17 protein-coding genes are annotated in these 17,263 nt (G+C 65.9%); 6 read left to right on the top strand and 11 right to left on the bottom strand.

The features are described from left to right. Positions 1–111 precede the first annotated feature (111 nt). The 3 genes from ACFVY3_RS15410 to ACFVY3_RS15420 all read right to left on the bottom strand — a co-directional run bounded on the left by ACFVY3_RS15410 (position 112) and on the right by ACFVY3_RS15420 (position 2,633). Positions 112–1,173 carry an alkaline phosphatase family protein gene (locus ACFVY3_RS15410; protein WP_400160375.1) on the bottom strand — a complete coding sequence of 354 codons (1,062 nt, stop codon included), beginning with the start codon at positions 1,171–1,173 and terminating at the stop codon, positions 112–114. Positions 1,174–1,361: 188 nt separating this feature from the next. Beyond that, a complete protein-coding gene (locus tag ACFVY3_RS15415; protein WP_373993043.1) occupies positions 1,362–2,066 on the bottom strand; it encodes a DedA family protein in 705 nt (234 codons plus the stop codon). 81 nt (positions 2,067–2,147) lie between these two features. Further along, the gene (locus tag ACFVY3_RS15420; protein WP_156810869.1) at positions 2,148–2,633 is read right to left on the bottom strand and encodes a Chromate resistance protein ChrB; all 486 of its coding nucleotides are present in this window, start codon (positions 2,631–2,633) and stop codon (positions 2,148–2,150) included. A 697-nt stretch (positions 2,634–3,330) separates the two neighbouring features. On the opposite strand from ACFVY3_RS15420, the gene ACFVY3_RS15425 reads away from it, so the two are divergent. Next, positions 3,331–3,462: a hypothetical protein gene (locus ACFVY3_RS15425; RefSeq protein WP_400160376.1), complete on the top strand. Its 132-nt coding sequence runs from the start codon at positions 3,331–3,333 to the stop codon at positions 3,460–3,462. A 1,084-nt stretch (positions 3,463–4,546) separates the two neighbouring features. Here the strand turns inward: ACFVY3_RS15425 and ACFVY3_RS15430 are convergent. Then, positions 4,547–5,128: a recombinase family protein gene (locus tag ACFVY3_RS15430; RefSeq protein ID WP_400160377.1), complete on the bottom strand. Its 582-nt coding sequence runs from the start codon at positions 5,126–5,128 to the stop codon at positions 4,547–4,549. Between the two features lie 1,048 nt (positions 5,129–6,176). Between ACFVY3_RS15430 and ACFVY3_RS15435 the strand changes: the two genes are divergently transcribed. Then, entirely contained in the window at positions 6,177–6,461 is a 285-nt protein-coding gene (locus ACFVY3_RS15435) for a hypothetical protein (RefSeq protein ID WP_400160378.1), read from the top strand. 14 nt (positions 6,462–6,475) lie between these two features. Here the strand turns inward: ACFVY3_RS15435 and ACFVY3_RS15440 are convergent, their stop codons facing one another. The 6 genes from ACFVY3_RS15440 to ACFVY3_RS15465 all read right to left on the bottom strand — a co-directional run bounded on the left by ACFVY3_RS15440 (position 6,476) and on the right by ACFVY3_RS15465 (position 11,310). After that, a complete protein-coding gene (locus ACFVY3_RS15440) occupies positions 6,476–7,942 on the bottom strand; it encodes a multicopper oxidase family protein (protein WP_400160379.1) in 1,467 nt (488 codons plus the stop codon). Then, a complete protein-coding gene (locus ACFVY3_RS15445; RefSeq protein ID WP_400160446.1) occupies positions 7,942–8,217 on the bottom strand; it encodes an SHOCT domain-containing protein in 276 nt (91 codons plus the stop codon). Before ACFVY3_RS15445 ends, ACFVY3_RS15440 begins: the two co-directional genes overlap by 1 nt. Before the next feature lie 133 nt (positions 8,218–8,350). Continuing rightward, the gene (locus ACFVY3_RS15450) at positions 8,351–8,761 is read right to left on the bottom strand and encodes a four-helix bundle copper-binding protein (protein ID WP_400160380.1); all 411 of its coding nucleotides are present in this window, start codon (positions 8,759–8,761) and stop codon (positions 8,351–8,353) included. A gap of 342 nt (positions 8,762–9,103) precedes the next feature. Beyond that, on the bottom strand, positions 9,104–9,982 hold the full coding sequence (locus tag ACFVY3_RS15455) for a F510_1955 family glycosylhydrolase (protein ID WP_400160381.1): 879 nt from the start codon (positions 9,980–9,982) through the stop codon (positions 9,104–9,106). Positions 9,983–10,060: 78 nt separating this feature from the next. Beyond that, the gene (locus ACFVY3_RS15460; RefSeq protein WP_400160382.1) at positions 10,061–10,699 is read right to left on the bottom strand and encodes a DUF305 domain-containing protein; all 639 of its coding nucleotides are present in this window, start codon (positions 10,697–10,699) and stop codon (positions 10,061–10,063) included. Positions 10,700–10,833: 134 nt separating this feature from the next. Next, the gene (locus ACFVY3_RS15465) at positions 10,834–11,310 is read right to left on the bottom strand and encodes a hypothetical protein (protein ID WP_400160383.1); all 477 of its coding nucleotides are present in this window, start codon (positions 11,308–11,310) and stop codon (positions 10,834–10,836) included. Positions 11,311–11,515: 205 nt separating this feature from the next. Between ACFVY3_RS15465 and ACFVY3_RS15470 the strand changes: the two genes are divergently transcribed. Together ACFVY3_RS15470 and ACFVY3_RS15475 are read left to right on the top strand one after the other, a co-directional pair. Next, entirely contained in the window at positions 11,516–11,968 is a 453-nt protein-coding gene (locus ACFVY3_RS15470; protein WP_400160384.1) for a universal stress protein, read from the top strand. 44 nt (positions 11,969–12,012) lie between these two features. Further along, the gene (locus tag ACFVY3_RS15475; protein ID WP_400160385.1) at positions 12,013–12,465 is read left to right on the top strand and encodes a hypothetical protein; all 453 of its coding nucleotides are present in this window, start codon (positions 12,013–12,015) and stop codon (positions 12,463–12,465) included. Between the two features lie 63 nt (positions 12,466–12,528). Here ACFVY3_RS15475 and ACFVY3_RS15480 read toward each other — a convergent pair whose 3' ends face one another. Beyond that, positions 12,529–12,864 (bottom strand): heavy-metal-associated domain-containing protein, encoded by a 336-nt coding sequence (locus ACFVY3_RS15480; RefSeq protein WP_400160386.1) that lies wholly within the window; start codon positions 12,862–12,864, stop codon positions 12,529–12,531. Positions 12,865–13,273: 409 nt separating this feature from the next. Between ACFVY3_RS15480 and ACFVY3_RS15485 the strand changes: the two genes are divergently transcribed. Both ACFVY3_RS15485 and ACFVY3_RS15490 read left to right on the top strand, forming a co-directional pair. Continuing rightward, entirely contained in the window at positions 13,274–15,721 is a 2,448-nt protein-coding gene (locus tag ACFVY3_RS15485) for a heavy metal translocating P-type ATPase (protein ID WP_400160387.1), read from the top strand. Between the two features lie 12 nt (positions 15,722–15,733). Beyond that, complete coding sequence (locus tag ACFVY3_RS15490) at positions 15,734–17,080, top strand: phenylacetate--CoA ligase family protein (RefSeq protein WP_400160388.1); 1,347 nt, start codon at positions 15,734–15,736, stop codon at positions 17,078–17,080. Positions 17,081–17,263 lie beyond the last annotated feature (183 nt).

Raw genomic sequence — 17,263 nt, forward strand, 5'->3', positions numbered from 1 at the left:
TTCCTTCGGTTTCCCAGTGGTGTCCGCAGTCTTCACGGCATCCAGTGTCACCGGCATATCCAGCTCATTCCTGCCAAGCAGACCGCCTGGCGTGTCGAGCCGGATACACCGTTAATTCCACAGTCCCCCCGCGAGACGGGGCAGGGCGAAGATGTCTTCCATGGTGGCCAGCAGGCTGTAATGGTTGTAGGGGCGGTCCGAGCTGCTGCCCGGGGCGGTGAATGGGGAGAGCACCAGGGCGCCGACCTTTCCTCCGGTCGTGCCGCCGGTGACGCCCGTCGAGGGGCCGACGGCCCCGCCGTCGGCCTCGTCAAAGGTGATCACGAGCATGCCGTCCTGCTGGTAGGCGGGGGAGGCCAGGATCGCCGGCACCTGGCTCTTCAACCATTCATCCGCCGTACCGAGGCCGCCGGCGGTCCCGTCCACGCAGGGACTGTCGTGCCCGTCGTGGCAGAGGTTAGGGGTGATGTAGGAGAGGTTGGCCGTGGTGTTGACCGACTGCAGGTCCTTTGCGAGCTTGGAGTAGTTGACGACGTTTTTGGCGCAGTCCGGGGTGGAGGTCAGGGAACGGAAATAAACGAACGGGTTGTGGCGGGTGCCGTACTGGTCACCGGGGGAGGCCGCCACATGTTCGTCGACGGCACCGAGCTCCGGGTGCTGGCAGGGTGCGGACATGTCTTCCATGTAGCCGCGCCAGGCTTTCGCCTTGGCGCTCAGTTGCCCGGCGATGGTGGGCACCTCGGCAGGGAACACACACCCGTCGCCCATCAGCCGTCCCTGCGAATCAACACCCGTGCCGGTAAACGGCGTGTAGACGGGGCAGTCCTTTTTGGTGCTCATGTTAGGCGGCTGCCCGGAGATCTGGGCGAGATAATTGGGCAGCGAGTTGTGCGAGATGCCGTAATAGTTGGTCAGCAGCACGCCCTGGGCGCGCAGAGTTCCGGAGAGGTACGGGGCCGGGGAGCCGCTGTCCCACACCCGGTCATAACCCTTGTTCTCCAGATTGATCACGAACACGTGGCCCGGCGTGCCGGCCCGTTGTCCCTGCACCGGCCCACCCTGCGACTGGCAGGCCGCCGCCGTGACGACGAGGGCGACCATCGCCATCAGCGTGGCGGTCTGGGATCGCCGCGGGAGCGTGCTCTTCCATAGCGAACGAGTTCGGGCTGTCACGCTGAGCTCCTGTCCTCAGAATGTTCCTCGACGGATACCCCTGCGGCGACGCCGCCGCAAAGTTCCCGGCTTTGCGACTGAGCCTGCCAGAAATGAGCCTTTGGATGCTCTGATCTTCCTGCGGGCAACCTGTGAAGGAGCAGCCGCCGGAAAGAGCTTCGGCGGTCCACGGCGCCTGCGTCCCTTGTTCAGGATCTTTCGTGCTCCCGTCCCTGAGCGGCGGCGGTACGTCGTCGGCTCTTGAGCAGTTCCACTGCGATGGGGACGAAAGAGATTACAACGATGACAACGAAAATCAGGTCAATGTTCGAACCGATCCACTCGTAGCGTCCCAGCCAGAACCCGAGCAACGTCACCCCTACGCCCCACAAGGCAGCCCCGATGGCATTAAAGGCGAAGAAGGAACGGTAACTCATCCCGGCGACGCCGGCCGTGACCGGAAGGAACGTCCGCACCACCGGAACAAAGCGGGCCAGAACAACGGACCGGCGTCCGTACTTCTCGAAAAAGCGGTGCGCCTGGTCCACGTATCTGCGTTTGAAAAACCGGGAATCCTCTTTCCGAAATACCGCAGGCCCCGCTTTGCGGCCGATCAGATACCCGGCCTGGTCGCCTACGAAAGCGGCCACGAACGCGGCGGCCGCCAGAAACAGAATATTCACCTGAATAGTGCCGGTGGCCACCAGCAATCCCGCCGTGAACAGAAGCGAATCCCCCGGCAGGAAGAACCCGACCAGAAGACCGGTCTCGACGAACAGGAACACACACACGACCCCGACGACCCATGGAGCCAAGGCAGGATCACGCAGGAACTCGTTCGGATCAAGCCACGGCGGGAGCAGCCCGGCAACGGGTCGGGACAACACACCGGCAGGCAGCGCCAAAGAAACCATGGCCCTCACCGTAGGGCAACCATGCTGAGCAGACGCTGAGAACAGCTGCCCGGTGCAATCCGCAACGACCGGGCCCGTTCCTCAAACCCGGCACTCACACGCCGCCGGTAAATTCCCTGCCCGGGCCACAGCCGCTTCAGCTGACGCGACGACCTCAAGCCCGATCACGTCCAGGCGCGCCAAGCTGCGGACGTCCCGTTGAAGGGCATGTAGATCCGTCGACAGCCCACCCCGCCCGCACCCGGCCGCGGCCGCGGCAGCAAGACCTGTGCACCTGCCGGTGATAGCCTCTGCCTCGGCCGTGAGCCGTTCGGAAAGTTTCACCTCGAATACCTCATGACTGGCGCCATTGTCCGTCGTGGTGGCCATGACAACGATGTCACCGCCGCCGGCCAGGGCATGCCTTACGGCGGCATCCACGGCCGGACGATGCATCACGGTATCCGGGATAGCCCAGACACCCCCGGAAACGGCGACACCTCCGCCGTCAGCGAGAGCGGCGTAAACGCGGCGCCGATACCGGGGTGCAGCGCCACGGAGCCTGACTATCAGCACCAACCACGTCATGGACCCCAGCTTATCGGGCGCCGTTGGCCACACCCGGCCGCTCCGAATCCAGTGTGCGCACGGACTGCCCGGAACAATAGGTGTCCGCCACCCTTATCCGCGCCGTACAACCTGCCCCGGCGGCCAAAGAGACTCCGAAGCATGGGCATTCCGACGGGAGGGCCCTACATGCCTCGTAGCCCTACATGCATCACAGGCCCTCGGTACTTCAGCGGCAGCACAGCAGGAAGAAAAAGCCTCCGCCGCGGTCGCCGGAAGACTGCGGCCCCGGTAAGTGTGCGCCCGGTCCGTAGCTCCTAATGGCCGACCAGCCGCCCGCACAGCGTCGAAGGGCTGGTGCGTCCGACCCCGGTGAAGCCGCCGAAACAGCGCCCCGAATTGACGCCGTCTTTTGGTGGACCATACAGGAAGCTCGGTTATGCTGGCGCAGATCGTGCAACTGCCGTCCGGCTGACCAGCACGTGCCTTCCATCCCGGCCGGTACCGATGGTTAGTCAGAATGTGATCAGATCTAGGAGGTTGGGTACACATGACCACCGCCAACCCTGCACCCCGGGGACCTTTGTCCACGGCGCCGGATAGCCCCGCTGTCCGGGTCGTGGTCGTAGAAAATCCGCATTGTCTCCAGGAGGACCTGGCCGTCGCCGTGAAGCAGGTCCGGGACACCGCAGAGTCGGGGGACAGACGAGGAATCCTAATGACCCGCCTCGGCCAGTCGCTGTTCACGGTGGAGGCCAGCCCCGACGTACCGTACGGAACCACCCTCGAGAGGGACCTCTGGAGGCGCCGCGCCGTCCCGGGCTCTGATCAAGCAGCACCGGTCCTGTGATACCCGACCCGGACCAGGTCCAGGGAAGTCTGTGGAGAACGGACCCGATAACGCTGCGGGAAATCGTCCTGGACAGGGAGGCGCTGTGGGCCCGCCTCGACTCCTGCCCTGCCCTTGAACGGGTGTGGATCTTATCGCTTCTCGGCCAGCCAGAGGAAGCCATACGCGCCGGCCACGCACTGGCGGCAACAGCCCGGGACCGGCTCCTACCCCTGTTGGTGCTCGCCCGCGCCTACCAGCGCCAATACGCCTGGCATGAGGCGGCCCGGGTCCACGAAGAAGCACTACAACTGGCCGGGACCCGCGTCCGCGAGGCCATGGTCCGATACCAGATCGGCAGGCGACTGTTCGACGAAGCCCGCTACCGCGAGGCAGCTGCCGAATTCGAATGGGCACGCGACCTCTACCGAACCTCGAACACACCCGGGCAAATGGTTCGCACGTGCCAAGACGCCCTCGACAGAGCCCGCGAGCTGCTAACCGGGCTCTAAGCCCGGCCGAACGCAAACCGGGACGACGCCGGACCATGCCAGGGCTGTCTGTTCAATGACCACTACCCGGCGCTGGTCTGCTGGAGCCCACCGATCACCAACCGGCCACAGCCGGCCCACTTCGGCCCCTGTAGGGGCCCTTACAGCTATCCGAGTACCCACAGCGTTCCAGTTCTGGCCGCAGGAACGAGAGACCACCGAACCCGGGAACCATGAAGCCCGAAGCGTGGTGGTGAGGGCGGCGTGCATCAGACAAAGCACGAAGAAAGCGCTTCCCACGACCGGACCGAAATTCCCTCTACAAGCACATACCGGCGCCCGGAGGACGCCAGCGTAATAACCGGCCCGGCGTTCGGTAGGCGATTCCCTCGCGGCAGCGAGGCGACGAATATCGCCGCAAAAGACCGCCATCTACCGCCGAAAATTGTCGTTTTCAGAAGTCGTCTGCACTCGCTCCCGCGGAATTCCGGCGTAGTGCAGACGAGTACGGACACGGAGATGTCACAAGTCCCCTGCACGGAATTGCATTCCGCTCAATAGTCCTCTGCACCAACCGTCACTTTTCAGAAGTCGCCTGCACCAAACAGCGGCGACTATTGCGTCGAAGCCCCAGTCGCGCCCGTTGCCGGGACCCACCGGTAGAGCGTCGGGACGGAGACGCCGAGGCTCGTGGCCACTTCCCGGGGCGGTGTTCCCTGGTTGATTAGTTTACGGGCTGAGCGGATCTTGGCTTCCGTCATGATGCGTTTGCGGCCACCTACTCGTCCCTGTTCGCGCGCGGCTCGGAGTCCGGCTTGGGTGCGCTCGACCATGAGCTCCCGTTCCATCTGGGCCAGGGATGCCATCACGTTGAAGAAAAAGCGCCCGGAGACCGTGGTGGTATCGATCGCGTCGGTGAGGCTGACGAAGCCTACGCCGCGGTTGTTTAGGCCGCCGGCGAAGTCCAGGAGGTCTTTCACGCTCCGGCCCAGGCGGTCTAGCTTCCACACCACCAGGGTGTCACCGTCGCGCAGGGTGTCTAGCGCCTGGCCGAGTCCGGGGCGGTGAGACTTGGTGCCGCTGATCGTGTCTTCGTAGATTTTGTCGCATCCGGCCTTCTTCAGGGCGCCGATCTGCAAGCCCAGGTTCTGGTCCCGGGTGGAGACTCGGGCGTAGCCGATTCGGTGTGAGGTCATGGGTGTTCTCTTCTCAAAAATCAGCCTGGTGTGTTGGTTCGACTGTACCGTTTTGAGAACTATTTGTGAGAACGACCGGCCCTGAGCTCGGTTTTTCGTCCCAACGGCGGTTTTCCGCAGAAAGATGCCCGTTTGCAACAGCTCGCTGCGAACACCACGATTCTCAAATCAACCTGTTCTTGAAATCCTTCGTTTGTGAGAGCACCCACTGGCAGCAGTTGCGGGGGCGGTAGCGGTCATGGGGAGCGCCAACGCGCTAGGCCCCGGCTATCGGGGAGGGTCGGTGCGAGGGGCAGTCCAGTATGATGGCGTCAATTGAGCAGAGGGGGCGCACGTGGGCGGGCTTGCTGGCGGCTCCAACATGCGTCAATCAGGGCTGTCGCTGCCAGTCGTCGCCGCCTTGATCACGATGGTTCTGCTGGTTGCCTGCTCTGCAGTGACCTGTCTGGCCGGGATGCACGCGGGCGCAGGAGTAGACACCGGAAGTCAATCGCACGCAATAGCCAGTGCTGACCATCTCTCACACGAACACGCGTTTGATACCTCAGCTCCAGATCTTCTGAGCCGCGAGGGGCCGGCCGTGCCCGGGGTAGACCTCGCAAATGTCCACGTCGAACCAGCGGAGTCGTTACCTGCCGGTGACGAAGGGTGCGCGCACGACATTTACGATCCTCGAGACGGAACTCTAGTCCGCAGCGCAGCCCCGGACGTGCTAATTCTGTCCGCAACCTCTGGCGGACCCGTCCGCGATGGCAATGTGCAGGGTCGGCTCGCCGGAGTTCAAGATGCCGTGCCCGTTGGCCTTTCGCTCGTTCAACTTTCGATCAGCCGGACGTAGAAGCAGCGCACTGGAAGCCGCCCTATTCCGGCCGGCTGGCCTGCACCTGCGTTGGCCGTCCCGCAGCTCCGTCGAGCCGTCGGCTGTTGCTCCCGTTGGGCGCCGGAGCTCACGGGAGACCGGTGATTCCGCATCCACTGCTTCAAGCCCCCTTTCAGATCATGCACGCCACGCGCTGAGTTCGCGTGGGTCTACGGAAAGTCTCTTGTCATGACCAAAACGCAATCCCTCGTTGTCGCCACCGATGGCTTCCATTCCATCTCCGAAGCGATGATGGCCCTCCAGAAAATGCTCGATGAATCACTCGCCGGCACCTTGAGTCTGTTGGAAGAGGAGGGCAGCAGACTCTGGTCTATTGAGTCGGGTACCCACGCTGTGACTTCAGTTCCGGCGGGCATTCCAACTGCGTCTTCGCAGTCCGTCCGCCCAGTGGCGGTCCAATACGTTGCGTCTGCGGTCGTCTTGATCACGTACCAGGAAGGCGGGAGCGCCTAACGGTCCGAACGTTCTTACCGGACTTCGATAGCCCCCATCATGCCGAGGTCCTCGTGATCCAGAATGTGGCAGTGGTAAGCCGAGCGTCCGCGGAAGTCCTTGAAAGCTACCCGGACCTTCACACGCCCGTTTGCGGGTACGTTGACCACGTCCTGCCAGATGGCGGTGTTCGTCCTTTGGCCGTTTTCCTCGATGATTTGCATCGGCCAGACGTGCAGGTGGAACGGGTGGTCCATGGGGCTGGTGTTGGTCAGCGTCCATTCCTCCACATTCCCGGCCGCTACCGTGGTGTCTGTTCTGGCCTCGTTGAACTCCCTGCCGTCGATCGTGAAACGCATCATGCCACCGCCCCCACCCATGCCCATGCCGGCGGCCAGGACGATCTGCCGGCGTGCCGCGACGGCGGCAGACCGAAGGTCTCCCAGCCCCTTCTGGGCCGGCACGGCCGCCAGGGCTGCGACCGGTTCGCCGGATACGCGGAGGGTGGCCAGCGCGGCGCCGTCCGGCTGATCTGGAGGGTTGCGTGCTCCGGATCCCGGTCCCATCATTCCCGGCATGCTTCCCCGGTTCTGGTAGAGCGCCCGCAGCACGGAGTCTCCGGTCGTGGTGGTCACGAGGAGGTCTGCCCGGTTTCCGGGCGTCAGGAGAAGTTCATCCACACTCTCGGGTGTCGGGAAGCGGCCGGAGTCCATGCCGAGGAGCTGCAGCTGCTGTCCGTCGAGTCGTAGGCGGAGGTAGCGGGACACGCACGTGTTGATGATGCGCCACCGTTCGCGTTGTCCTGGGCGGGCACTGAATTGCGGGTTGCTTTGACCGTTGACGAGGATCAGTTCACCCTCCCGGCCCATCATCCGTTCCATCGCAGGGACTTCCGGGATGTTCCCCAGGCCGTCCAGGGTGGTGTCCGAAATGACCAGTACCCGTTCCGCACTTGACTCGATGGGGTCAGGGTCTTCGACGATGATTGCTCCGAAGAGCCCGGCGAAGATCTGATCGGCGACCATGCCGTGGTGGTGGGGGTGATACCAGTACACGCCCGGGGGATGGTCCCCGGGAAGCTTGTATTCGTAGTCGAAGGTGCTGCCAGGTTCGACCGAGACGAAGACGTTGTCCCCGTTTCCCTCCGGGGAAACGTGGAGGCCGTGGACGTGCAGGTTGGTGGCCTGGGTCAGCCTGTTGACGAGCCCGATCCGCAGGACATCCCCGGCGCGTACGTGAAGCGTCGGGCCGGGGATTCCGCCGTTGTAGCCAAGGGCCGCGGCCTGCCGGCCTGCCAGCAGAATCTGTCCGGGTGCGGCTTCAAGCCGCACCTGCAGCTGGCCGTTGGTGCTTCGTTCCTCCGGCGGCTGGGTCAGGTCGCTTCCCGTAACGGGAGTCTGCCGCGACGACAGGGTCCAGATCATTCCGGCGCCGCCGGCCACCGTTCCCGCAATGCCGAGCCCGCCCAGCAGCACCGCCTGTCGGCGGCTGATGGGCTTCACTACGGGCCCTCACCGAGCACTTTGAGGTTTTCGCGGTACTGGTCTGCGGTGAGTTCTCCTCTTGCAAAGCGCTCGTCGAGGATCTGGCGGGCCCTGCTCCCTCCGACCGGCGGCGGTGCTCCTGGCCCCTGGGGGCCTGGAGGTCCGTATCCATTATTACGGACGCCGCCGCCAAAGACTCTGACCGCCAGCAACACCAGCAGCGCGATCCCGATAAGTAGCAGAAGAGTCCAGAGCCACATCCATCCCATGCCTTGTCCGTAACCCCACATCATGACCGGTGCCTTTCGTTTCAGAGATACTCCGACTCTTCGCCCGGCCTCGGCTGAGAGGTAGAGTCCGAGGTCCCGGTCCACGCGGGCCGGTTTCAACGCATCCGCACCGGCCGGCGGATGGGCCGGCTGATACTTAGGCCAGTGCAGCCAGGAGGGAGGTGCAGGCCGCTTCGCACCGACGGCAGGCTTCGGCGCAGATCCTGCAGTGTTCGTGCATACCGGAGTGCTTCTCGCACTCCTCGGCGCAGGCGGCACAGGCGGTGCGGCAGGCCTCCAGAATTGCGCGGCTGATGCCAGCGTTGGACGCTGTTTGGCGGGTCATGACGGCGCCGGTGGCGGCGCAGATGTCCGCGCAGTCCAGATCCGTGCGGATGCAGGAGACAAGGTCAGCGACCATGTCTTCGGCAAGGCACGCGTCAGCGCAAGCTGTGCAGGTCTGGGCGCACTGAATGCACGCGGCGATGCATTCGGCCAGCTTTGTTTTCTCGGCGCTTTCTGCCGCCTGCGGGTGGACGTCGAGCATGGCAGTGATGTGGTGGGTCATGACGCAGCTCCTGTCGCGCGGTGATGGGGCGGCCGGCCTGTCCGGCCGTCACGCTCACCCTAAACCCCTGATGGTCACGTCGTCAGCCCCTCTCTGAGGACGGGCCAGGGTCCGCCTGCCAGCGGAGCACCAGCCTGGCCCCAGCGCGATGATGAGGCCCGGAAGGAACAACAGAATGCGCAGGAACGCGGCGGTGTATTAGCCGGACTTGACATGGGCAGGTTCTGCGGCCCTTGGAAGGTCTCAAAGGGCTGTGCCGAGCCGCAGCTGGGAGCGCAGGACTTCCTCGCGGAAGGTGGACGACACAATGGCGAGGCCCGTGTACGGCCACGCGTGGTGCGGTCAGGAGGCCTCGGCGGGCCGGAACGTGACTCCTCCGTCGGTGGAGGCGACGAGCCCGCTGGCCGTGGCGGCCCAGATGGTGGGGCTTGCCTCCGGGCCTTTCGCTGCTGCCACCGCCTGGACCGTGTCGTCGATTTTGCCCTTTCGGGTCCAGGTCGCGCCGGCGTCTGCCGAGGTGTGGACTGTCCCGTCGGGTTCGATTCCGACCGCCTCGGCGGGGCTGGCGAAAGCGGCGAACTGGACCACAGGTCCGGAGTCCACGGCGGTCCAGGTCTTACCGCCGTCCGTTGAGCGGCGGATCCCTTGGGGGGTGGTTGCCAGGACAGTGTCGCTGGTGGGGTGTCCGGCGAGGGCGGCCGGGACGAAATCCGCGGCCACCGTGGTCCAGGTTTTCCCGTCCGGGCTGGTGCGCAGTGCGCCGTCGAAACCGACGATTCCGGATTTGGTCGCGGTGAGCGCGTGGAAGTCGGATTCACCCTGACGGGAGAGCTTTTCCCAGGTTTTACCGGCGTCGGTGGATCTGATCAGCCCGAGCGGGTTGGCCATGTCGGAGCCTTCCCCGGGGTGTCCGGAAGCGTAGAGGACGCCGTGATCGGTGCCGCCGGTGAAACCCATCAGGTCGTTGGTGGCGCCGATTTTGGCAGCGGGCTGTTTCGTGATGTCGAACAGGCCATCGTGGGTGGCCAGGAGCACCTGGCCGGTTGTGCTGACGCTCAGCCCGTGCACGTGGGCGTCCGGCAGGGAGCTGGCGGTGCTGCCTGCGGGCGAGGGGTCTGCCGGGACGGAGGACGGGCTGCATGCGGACAGGGCAAGGATGAGGCCGGCGCCGGCTGCCAGAACAGCTGTGGCGCGGACCCGGGGACAGGAGGGATTGGGCATGGGGACTCCAAAGATTCAGGTAGGGCATGGCAGGGGTTGGGCGCCGGCCCGCGACGGGCCGGCGCCTTAGGACACCGGTCAGAGGGCGGCCAGCAGCTCCTGCATTTCCTTGATTTCGGCTTCCTGGGCCGTCACAATGTCTTTGCTGAGTTTGATAGCGTCGGCGTTCTTTCCCTGGGACATTTCGGTCTGGGCCATCATGACGGCGCCTTGGTGGTGGGCGATCATCCCGGTCAGGAAGAGCTTGGCCGCTTCGGTGCCCTGGGCGGCCTCGAGCTTGCTCAGATCGTCATCGCCCATCATCCCGTCGCCCATGCCATGGCCGGAAGCCATCTTGGCCGGTTCGTTCCAAGCCTTGAGCCAGCCCGTCATCTGCTCGATTTCGGGGGCCTGCGCGGCCTTGATCTTGGTGGCGAGGGCGGTGATCCGGGCATCCATGCCCTGTTTCTTGAGCATCATCTCGCTCATCTCCACGGCCTGTTCGTGGTGCGGGATCATTCCCTGGGCGAACATGGTGTCGGCCTCGTTGTGTTCGGTAGCGGCGGCCGGTGCACTGCTGGGCATCATCCCCGGGCCCATTCCCGGCGTCGAACTGGTGGAGGACGCAGGGCTGCTGGAGGTGGCAGACGGTGCGGAGGGGCCGGTTGAGCAGCCGGCAAGGGCCAGTGCGCCGGCAACGGCGGTCGCGGAAAGCGTCAGAAACTTCGTGTTCATCATGGCTGTTTAAGTCCTTCAAGACATTAGAGGGCGCGCGGGCGCCAGGGGATGTGTGCATCAGTGATGCGCCCGGCTCAGAAGAGGAGAGTCAGGCAGGGGCGGGCGCCGGTCAGGTCACAGCGCGGGGCCTCGTTTTACGTTCTGCTGATGCAGAGATCGCCCGGTGAAGGACTGCCGGGGAGATAGGACCACAGCGCGCTGATCGTGCTCTGTGACCCTGCGTTGGTGTTCCGGACGATGATTCCGGTGCCGGGCAGCGGTGCGGCCAGCGAGCCCGTCTTCGCCGACGGGGTGCAGCTCGAGGTCATGGACTGCATGCTGGTGCAGTTGTTCGAGTCCGTGCACTGCACGGTCCGGGCACCCGCTTCGTCCTGTGCTGCGGGCGTCTCCGGGGCGGAGGATGGTCCGGGAGGATGAACTCCGGTGTGGCCGGCAGGGGATGAGTCGTGATGGGCGTTGACGGTTGCTGCCGCCGTGGCCGGGGAGTGCATGGCATGGGTGGCGGTCATGACGTGCATACCGAAAATCCCGGCAATCAGGGCCAGGACCGCGGTAAGCAGGCCCGCACGGCGGAGGAAAGCGATCGCGGTGGCGTGTGCCGGTGCGGTCATGACGGTCCTCTCTTCCTGTGGCGGGCTATCTGTTTCAAGGCTACCGGCCCTGTGGGAGGGCCCTTACCGGTACAACGATCCTGTAAAAGACTTTGTTTCTGTCGCTGGCCGGTGCACGTGGTCGGGCGGTCCGATCTTGCGGGTAAAACCCTGCGGGGACCGCACTGAGGGCAACAGTTGCGGGACTTGGCGGAGGGCGGCGCTCATGGGCGGCGACGGTGTCTTCAGAATCGTGGCCGGGGTCGACGGTTCTGCCCCGTCGCGCCTGGCCCTGGAATGGGCAATCACGGAGGCCCGGCTGCGCAACGGCCGGGTCAGGGCCGTGACCGCCTGGGAGGTCCCGCCCGCCACCGGCATGGAAGGCCTGGTCTGGGACCCGGACGTCTTCCCCCAGGCCGCACGCCGCCTCCAGAACGAGGCCCTGAAGCGCGTGGACAGCGAAGGCGTGACGGTGACCGGGGATGTTGTCCAGGGAAATGCGGCCGCCGTGCTCCTGCGGGCGGCCGGGAACGCTGACCTGCTGGTTGTGGGTTCCCGCGGTCTCGGAGGATTTACCGGATTGCTGCTCGGCTCGGTGTCCACGCAGGTCCTCCATCACGCGCCCTGCCCGGTGCTCGTGGTCCGGACCGGTCCCGGACCGCAGGCGAAGAATGAGTGATCCGTTGGCCCGCAGGGGAACCCATCCGGTGAAGGCAGCGGGCCGTGACCGGTGACCACTCCTCCCACCGGCACCCGCCGGCCGTCCCCGACGGCGGGACCGCTCCGGGGCCGACCCTCCGCGGCAGGCTCCACGCGCTGTGGCATACGGTCGTCGGCGCGGTGGGCCTGATCATGGGCCTCCTTCAACACGTCCTGCACCACATTGGACTGCTCGCCGGAACCGCCTTCGTGGCCGGATCCGGCGGCACCGCACTGTTCGGGGCACTAGGGCTTCTGGCATCCATTCCCTTGCTGGTCCGCCTCTACCACCGGTTTGGCAGCTGGGTCGCACCGGCACTGGGACTCCTGGTATTCGCCGCCATGTTCTCCCTGTCCGCGTTTGTCATCGGCCCGGCCATCAGCGGCACCGGAGGGGACGTGACCCCGGCCCCGGTACCCACCCCGGGCCCGGTACCCATGCCGGGGCACACCAGCGGGCACACCGGAGGGCACTGAACACCCAGGACACCCTTGGAGACCCGGGGATCAGGGCCTTTCACCGGCCAGGGACGTGGAAGGCTACTTCGCGCCGGTCAGGACGTAGCCGGAGGAGCGCACGGCCTCAGCCAGCGCCTCCTGGTCGGCGGTGCCGGTGACCGTGAGCCGGGAGGTGCCGCCCGGGGTCAGATCAACCGTGGCCAGCTCGACGCCGGAGACCCCGGATACGGCCTTTTCGACGGTCTGGACGCAGTGTCCGCAGGTCAGTCCTTCCAGGGTGTACTGCGAGCCGGGAGAGAGAACCGCCGCCTCCGGGGCAGCATCCTGCGTTTCGTCAGCGGGGGAGCAGCAGCTGCAGCCGTGCTGCGCAGCGGAGGCCAGGGGCAGCTGGGTTCGTGTTTCGGTTGTTCCACACATGTCAGTTTCCTTCGGAGCGAGGGATAAAAGGGCTGTTGTGGTTGAACGGCTGTGGCGGCCTGGGAACCGGACAAACCTCGTCACTGACAACACTGAAAGGATACCCCCTAGGGGTATATAGGGCAAGAGTCCGCATCTGCCGCCATGTCAGCGAAGAGGTATTGACGCATACCCCTAGGGGGTATATCTTCGGCTTAACCGGAAAAGGCCGTCCCGGGCGAAAGCCCATACGCAATGAAGGTCCAGCCACGGGTGGACAGAGCCCGCCGCCCTCCTCATTGCCAAAGGACGCACCTTGCCTTCACACCCCAGCCCCGCCCCCGATCACCAGCCGGCACCGGCCAACAGCCGCAGCCTGCCTTCTGGTCCGGCCGTCCCGCCGGGCAGCACCGGCGCCAAAGGAGGAGCGGTGACCACGCTTCTGAAACGCACCGTCGTGGAAGTCCGTGGCCTGCAATGGGCCACCTCCAAAGCGGTCGTGGAACACGTCCTGCTGCAACGGCCCGGAGTCGCCGCCGTCGACGCGAACCCGGTCGCCCAGACCGCGACCGTGAGTTTCGACCCGTCCGTGACCTCCGTGGAGCAGATCTCCGGGTGGATCCGGGACTGCGGATACCACTGCCGGGGCGAAGCGCTCCCCGACCACGTCTGCTACCCGATGGACGAAGAAACAGGGCACCCCGGGCATATACCCGAAACGGCGGAACCGCACGCGGGGCATGCCCACCCTGCAGCGGACAGCCATGCCGGCCACGGCCCGGGCCCGCACGGTGCGATGCCCAAGACCCCGCAGGAGACGATGGGCCACGGCGGACACCATGGCGGAATGTCGATGGATGACATGGTCAGGGACATGCGCAACCGGTTCCTGGTCGCAGCGATCCTGTCAGTGGGCGTGACGCTCTGGTCCCCGATGGGCCGGGACATGTTCGGCTTCACCGCGCCCGCCCCGTTCGGGCTTCGTGACGACGTCATGGCCCTGATCCTGTCCCTTCCCGTCATCTTCTACTCGGCATGGATCTTCTTCGACGGCGCCTACCGGGCACTGAAGGCCCGAACCCTGGACATGATGGTCCTGGTCGCGATCGCTGTGGGCACCGGATGGCTTTACAGCGTCTGGGTCACCTTCACCGGCGGCGGTGAAGTGTTCTACGAAGCCGCCACCGTCCTGACCTCATTCGTGCTGCTGGGCCACTGGTTCGAGATGCGCGCACGCGGCGGGGCGAACGAGGCCATCCGCACCCTGCTCGAGCTTGCCCCGCCGGTCGCCGTCGTCATCCGCGACGGCGACACCGTTGAGATCCCCACCTCCGAGGTCCAGGCCGGGGACCTGCTGCTGATCCGGCCGGGATCAAAAATCCCGGTTGACGGGGAGGTCGAGGACGGCCAGTCGGAGGTCGATGAGTCCATGGTCACGGGCGAGAGCCTTCCGGTGACCAAGACCATCGGCTCGGAGGTCATCGGCGCCTCGATCAACACCACCGGCACGATGCGGGTCCGGGCCACCAAAGTCGGCGCCGACACGGCCCTCGCCCAAATTGTGGCCCTCGTCCAGGAAGCCCAGAACTCCAAGGCACCAGGCCAGCGGCTGGCCGACCGGGCCGCGTTCTGGCTGGTTCTGGTCGCCCTGATCGGCGGAACCCTGACGTTCGCCGTCTGGCTCGCCCTCGGCGCCGGCGTCGAAACGGCCCTGCTGTTCGCGATCACCGTTGTGGTGATCACCTGCCCCGACGCCCTCGGGCTTGCCACGCCGACGGCCATCATGGTCGGCACCGGCCTTGGCGCCAAACGTGGCGTCCTGTTCAAGAACGCCACCGCCCTGGAAGTCTCCGCCCGAATCGACACCGTCGTGATGGACAAAACCGGAACCCTGACCAAGGGTGAACCGGAAGTCACCGACGTCGTCGTGGAGGGAATCGGTGAAAACGAACTCCTGGCCCTGGCTGCCGCCGTGGAGCAGGAATCCGAACACCCGCTTGCTGCGGCCGTGGTGCGGCACGCCCGCGAGAACGGCGCACCCGTCCTGGCTGCTTCGGATTTCCTCAACGTTCCCGGGCACGGTGCCGGCGCGGTCGTGGACGGGCACCGGGTGCTGGTCGGCAACCGCAGACTCATGGCCAACGAAGGCATCGACCTGGGCCCGCTGGCCGCCGTGCGCGATGAACTTGCCGCCGCCGGACGGACTGCCGTGCTCGTCGCCGTCGACGGCAAGGCCGCCGCGGTGATTGCTTTGGCCGACGCCGCGAGGGAAACCGCGGCCGCGGCGGTCGCGGCCATGCACGAGGCCGGGATCGAGGTCGTCATGCTCACCGGCGACAACGAAGCGACCGCCCGGAGGATCGCCGGCCAGCTGGGCATCGACACCGTCATCGCCGAGGTGCTCCCGGGAGACAAATCGGCCAAGGTAGCCCAGCTGCAACAGGCGGGGAAGAAAGTCGCCATGGTCGGCGACGGCGTCAACGACGCCCCGGCCCTGGCCCAGGCAGACCTCGGTATAGCGATCGGAGCCGGCACCGACGTGGCCATCGAAACAGCCGACGTCGTCCTAATGCGCTCCGACCCGCTGGATGTCCCCATCGCCCTGCGGATCGGCAAAGGCACCCTGCGCAAAATGCGCCAGAACCTGGGCTGGGCCGTGGGATACAACGCGATAGCCCTGCCCATCGCGGCAGGGGTCTTCGCCTTCGCCGGCCTTGTCCTCAGCCCCGAGATTGCGGCCCTGTCGATGTCCGGGTCCAGCTTCCTGGTCGCCGTCAACGCCCTGCTGCTTAAGAGGCTCCGGCTGCCCCGGCCGGAAACACCCGAGGCCACCACCGCGCATGCTGACCGGCCGCTGGCCCCGGCCGGTAACCGCTAAGCGACCGCGGCCATGGACCTCCGCCTCATCACCCGTGTGCTGTTCCTGCGGGCCGCATGGCGGAGGCGGGACCACTGGGACGCAGCCCAAATCACTGCCCACCAGGACCATGCCCTGCGGGAGCTGCGCCGGGCAACCTACGCCGGTTCGGAGTTCTACCGGCGCCATCACGCCGGCCTGCACGATGCCCCTCTGGGCCAGCTGCCGTCCGTGACGAAAGCGGACCTGATGGCCCACTTCGACGAGGCGGTCACGACACCGGACCTGAGGCTGGCGGATCTGGAGAACCATCTGCGGTCCCTGGCGCAGGGCGGGGGAGACCCGGGAGTGCCGTGGAAGGGCCGGTGGTGGGCTGCGGCGACGGCCGGAACCACCGGCCGTCGCGGGACCTTCGTCTGGAACCGTTCCGAATGGGGCACGATCCTGGCCTCCTACGCCCGCGCCAACGACTGGGCCGGGATCTCCGCCGGGCCCACCCGTCCGGTGAAAATGGCGCTGGTGAGTTCCCGCGTGCCCACGCACCAGTCCGCCGTCGTCGGGGCGTCCCTGCGCTCCGGACTCGTCCCCACCCTCCGTCTGGACGTCACCGCACCCATGGACGAGACGGTCGCCGCGCTCAACCGGTTCCAGCCCCGAATCCTCGTCGGATATGCCTCAGCACTGAAACCCCTCGCGGGTGAGCAGGCCGCCGGGAGGCTGCGCATCTCACCGGAGGGCGTGATGTCCGCCTCCGAAGTGCTCAGCCCGCACACCGCCTCAGAGCTGGAGGAGGCGTGGGGGAGCGCCCCTTTCGATGTTTACGCCGCCACCGAAACGGCCGGGATCGCCTCCCCCTGCACCTACCGGAACCGGCACGTCTACGAGGACCTGCTGATCATCGAACCCGTGGACCAGGCCGGAAACCCGGTGCCGCCGGGGACGACCGCGGCCAAGTTCCTCGTCACGGTCCTGTTCTCCCGCACCCTGCCACTGATCCGTTACGAAATGTCCGACACCGTCAGGCTGGGAGGTCGGGGCTGCCCCTGCGGGCGCTCCTTCACCGTCCTGGAGGACATCGAAGGGCGCATCGAAGACGTCCTGCAGCTGCCAGGGAAGGCAGGCACGGTCAATGTCCATCCGATCGTGTTCCACCACGTCCTCGACCAAGCCGCCTATGCGGGGTGGCAGGTCATTCAGGAGACCTACGGGCTGCGCGTCCTGATGGCGGGCCTCGCTCCCGGAGCCTCCATCCAAGGGGTTTCGACTGCCGTAGCCGGCGCGCTCAGGGACGCCGGCGCAGTGGACACCCAGGTGAATGTGCACGTTGTGGAACGCCTTGAACGGACCGCTTTGGGAAAGCACCCTTCGTGCGAGGTCTGACGCGCCCGCGATGACCGGTCCTTCTTCCTGGAGACAGCAACTCCTGCCCGGCTTGCGGGGACTCGGCGTGCGAAGGGACGTACCGCGGAGGACGCAGCCTGCCTCGTCGGCCGGAGCCGCGCAAGGCTTTACCGCCGCCAGCAAGTACTCGCTGTACGCGAAGCACCACAACGTAGGTGCTCC

The sequence above is a fragment of the Arthrobacter sp. BPSS-3 genome, from assembly GCF_044628475.1.
Classification (GTDB): domain Bacteria; phylum Actinomycetota; class Actinomycetes; order Actinomycetales; family Micrococcaceae; genus Arthrobacter.

Bases quoted from the DNA above. Each gene is read 5' to 3' on its own strand.
- ACFVY3_RS15415 (WP_373993043.1), bottom strand. From the start codon at position 2,066: ATGGTTTCTTTGGCGCTGCCTGCCGGTGTGTTGTCCCGACCCGTTGCC.
- ACFVY3_RS15420 (WP_156810869.1), bottom strand. From the start codon at position 2,633: ATGACGTGGTTGGTGCTGATAGTCAGGCTCCGTGGCGCTGCACCCCGG.
- ACFVY3_RS15425 (WP_400160376.1), top strand. From the start codon at position 3,331: ATGACCCGCCTCGGCCAGTCGCTGTTCACGGTGGAGGCCAGCCCCGAC.
- ACFVY3_RS15430 (WP_400160377.1), bottom strand. From the start codon at position 5,128: ATGACCTCACACCGAATCGGCTACGCCCGAGTCTCCACCCGGGACCAG.
- ACFVY3_RS15435 (WP_400160378.1), top strand. From the start codon at position 6,177: ATGACCAAAACGCAATCCCTCGTTGTCGCCACCGATGGCTTCCATTCC.
- ACFVY3_RS15445 (WP_400160446.1), bottom strand. From the start codon at position 8,217: ATGATGTGGGGTTACGGACAAGGCATGGGATGGATGTGGCTCTGGACT.
- ACFVY3_RS15450 (WP_400160380.1), bottom strand. From the start codon at position 8,761: ATGACCCACCACATCACTGCCATGCTCGACGTCCACCCGCAGGCGGCA.
- ACFVY3_RS15455 (WP_400160381.1), bottom strand. From the start codon at position 9,982: ATGCCCAATCCCTCCTGTCCCCGGGTCCGCGCCACAGCTGTTCTGGCA.
- ACFVY3_RS15460 (WP_400160382.1), bottom strand. From the start codon at position 10,699: ATGATGAACACGAAGTTTCTGACGCTTTCCGCGACCGCCGTTGCCGGC.
- ACFVY3_RS15465 (WP_400160383.1), bottom strand. From the start codon at position 11,310: ATGACCGCACCGGCACACGCCACCGCGATCGCTTTCCTCCGCCGTGCG.
- ACFVY3_RS15470 (WP_400160384.1), top strand. From the start codon at position 11,516: ATGGGCGGCGACGGTGTCTTCAGAATCGTGGCCGGGGTCGACGGTTCT.
- ACFVY3_RS15480 (WP_400160386.1), bottom strand. From the start codon at position 12,864: ATGTGTGGAACAACCGAAACACGAACCCAGCTGCCCCTGGCCTCCGCT.
- ACFVY3_RS15490 (WP_400160388.1), top strand. From the start codon at position 15,734: ATGGACCTCCGCCTCATCACCCGTGTGCTGTTCCTGCGGGCCGCATGG.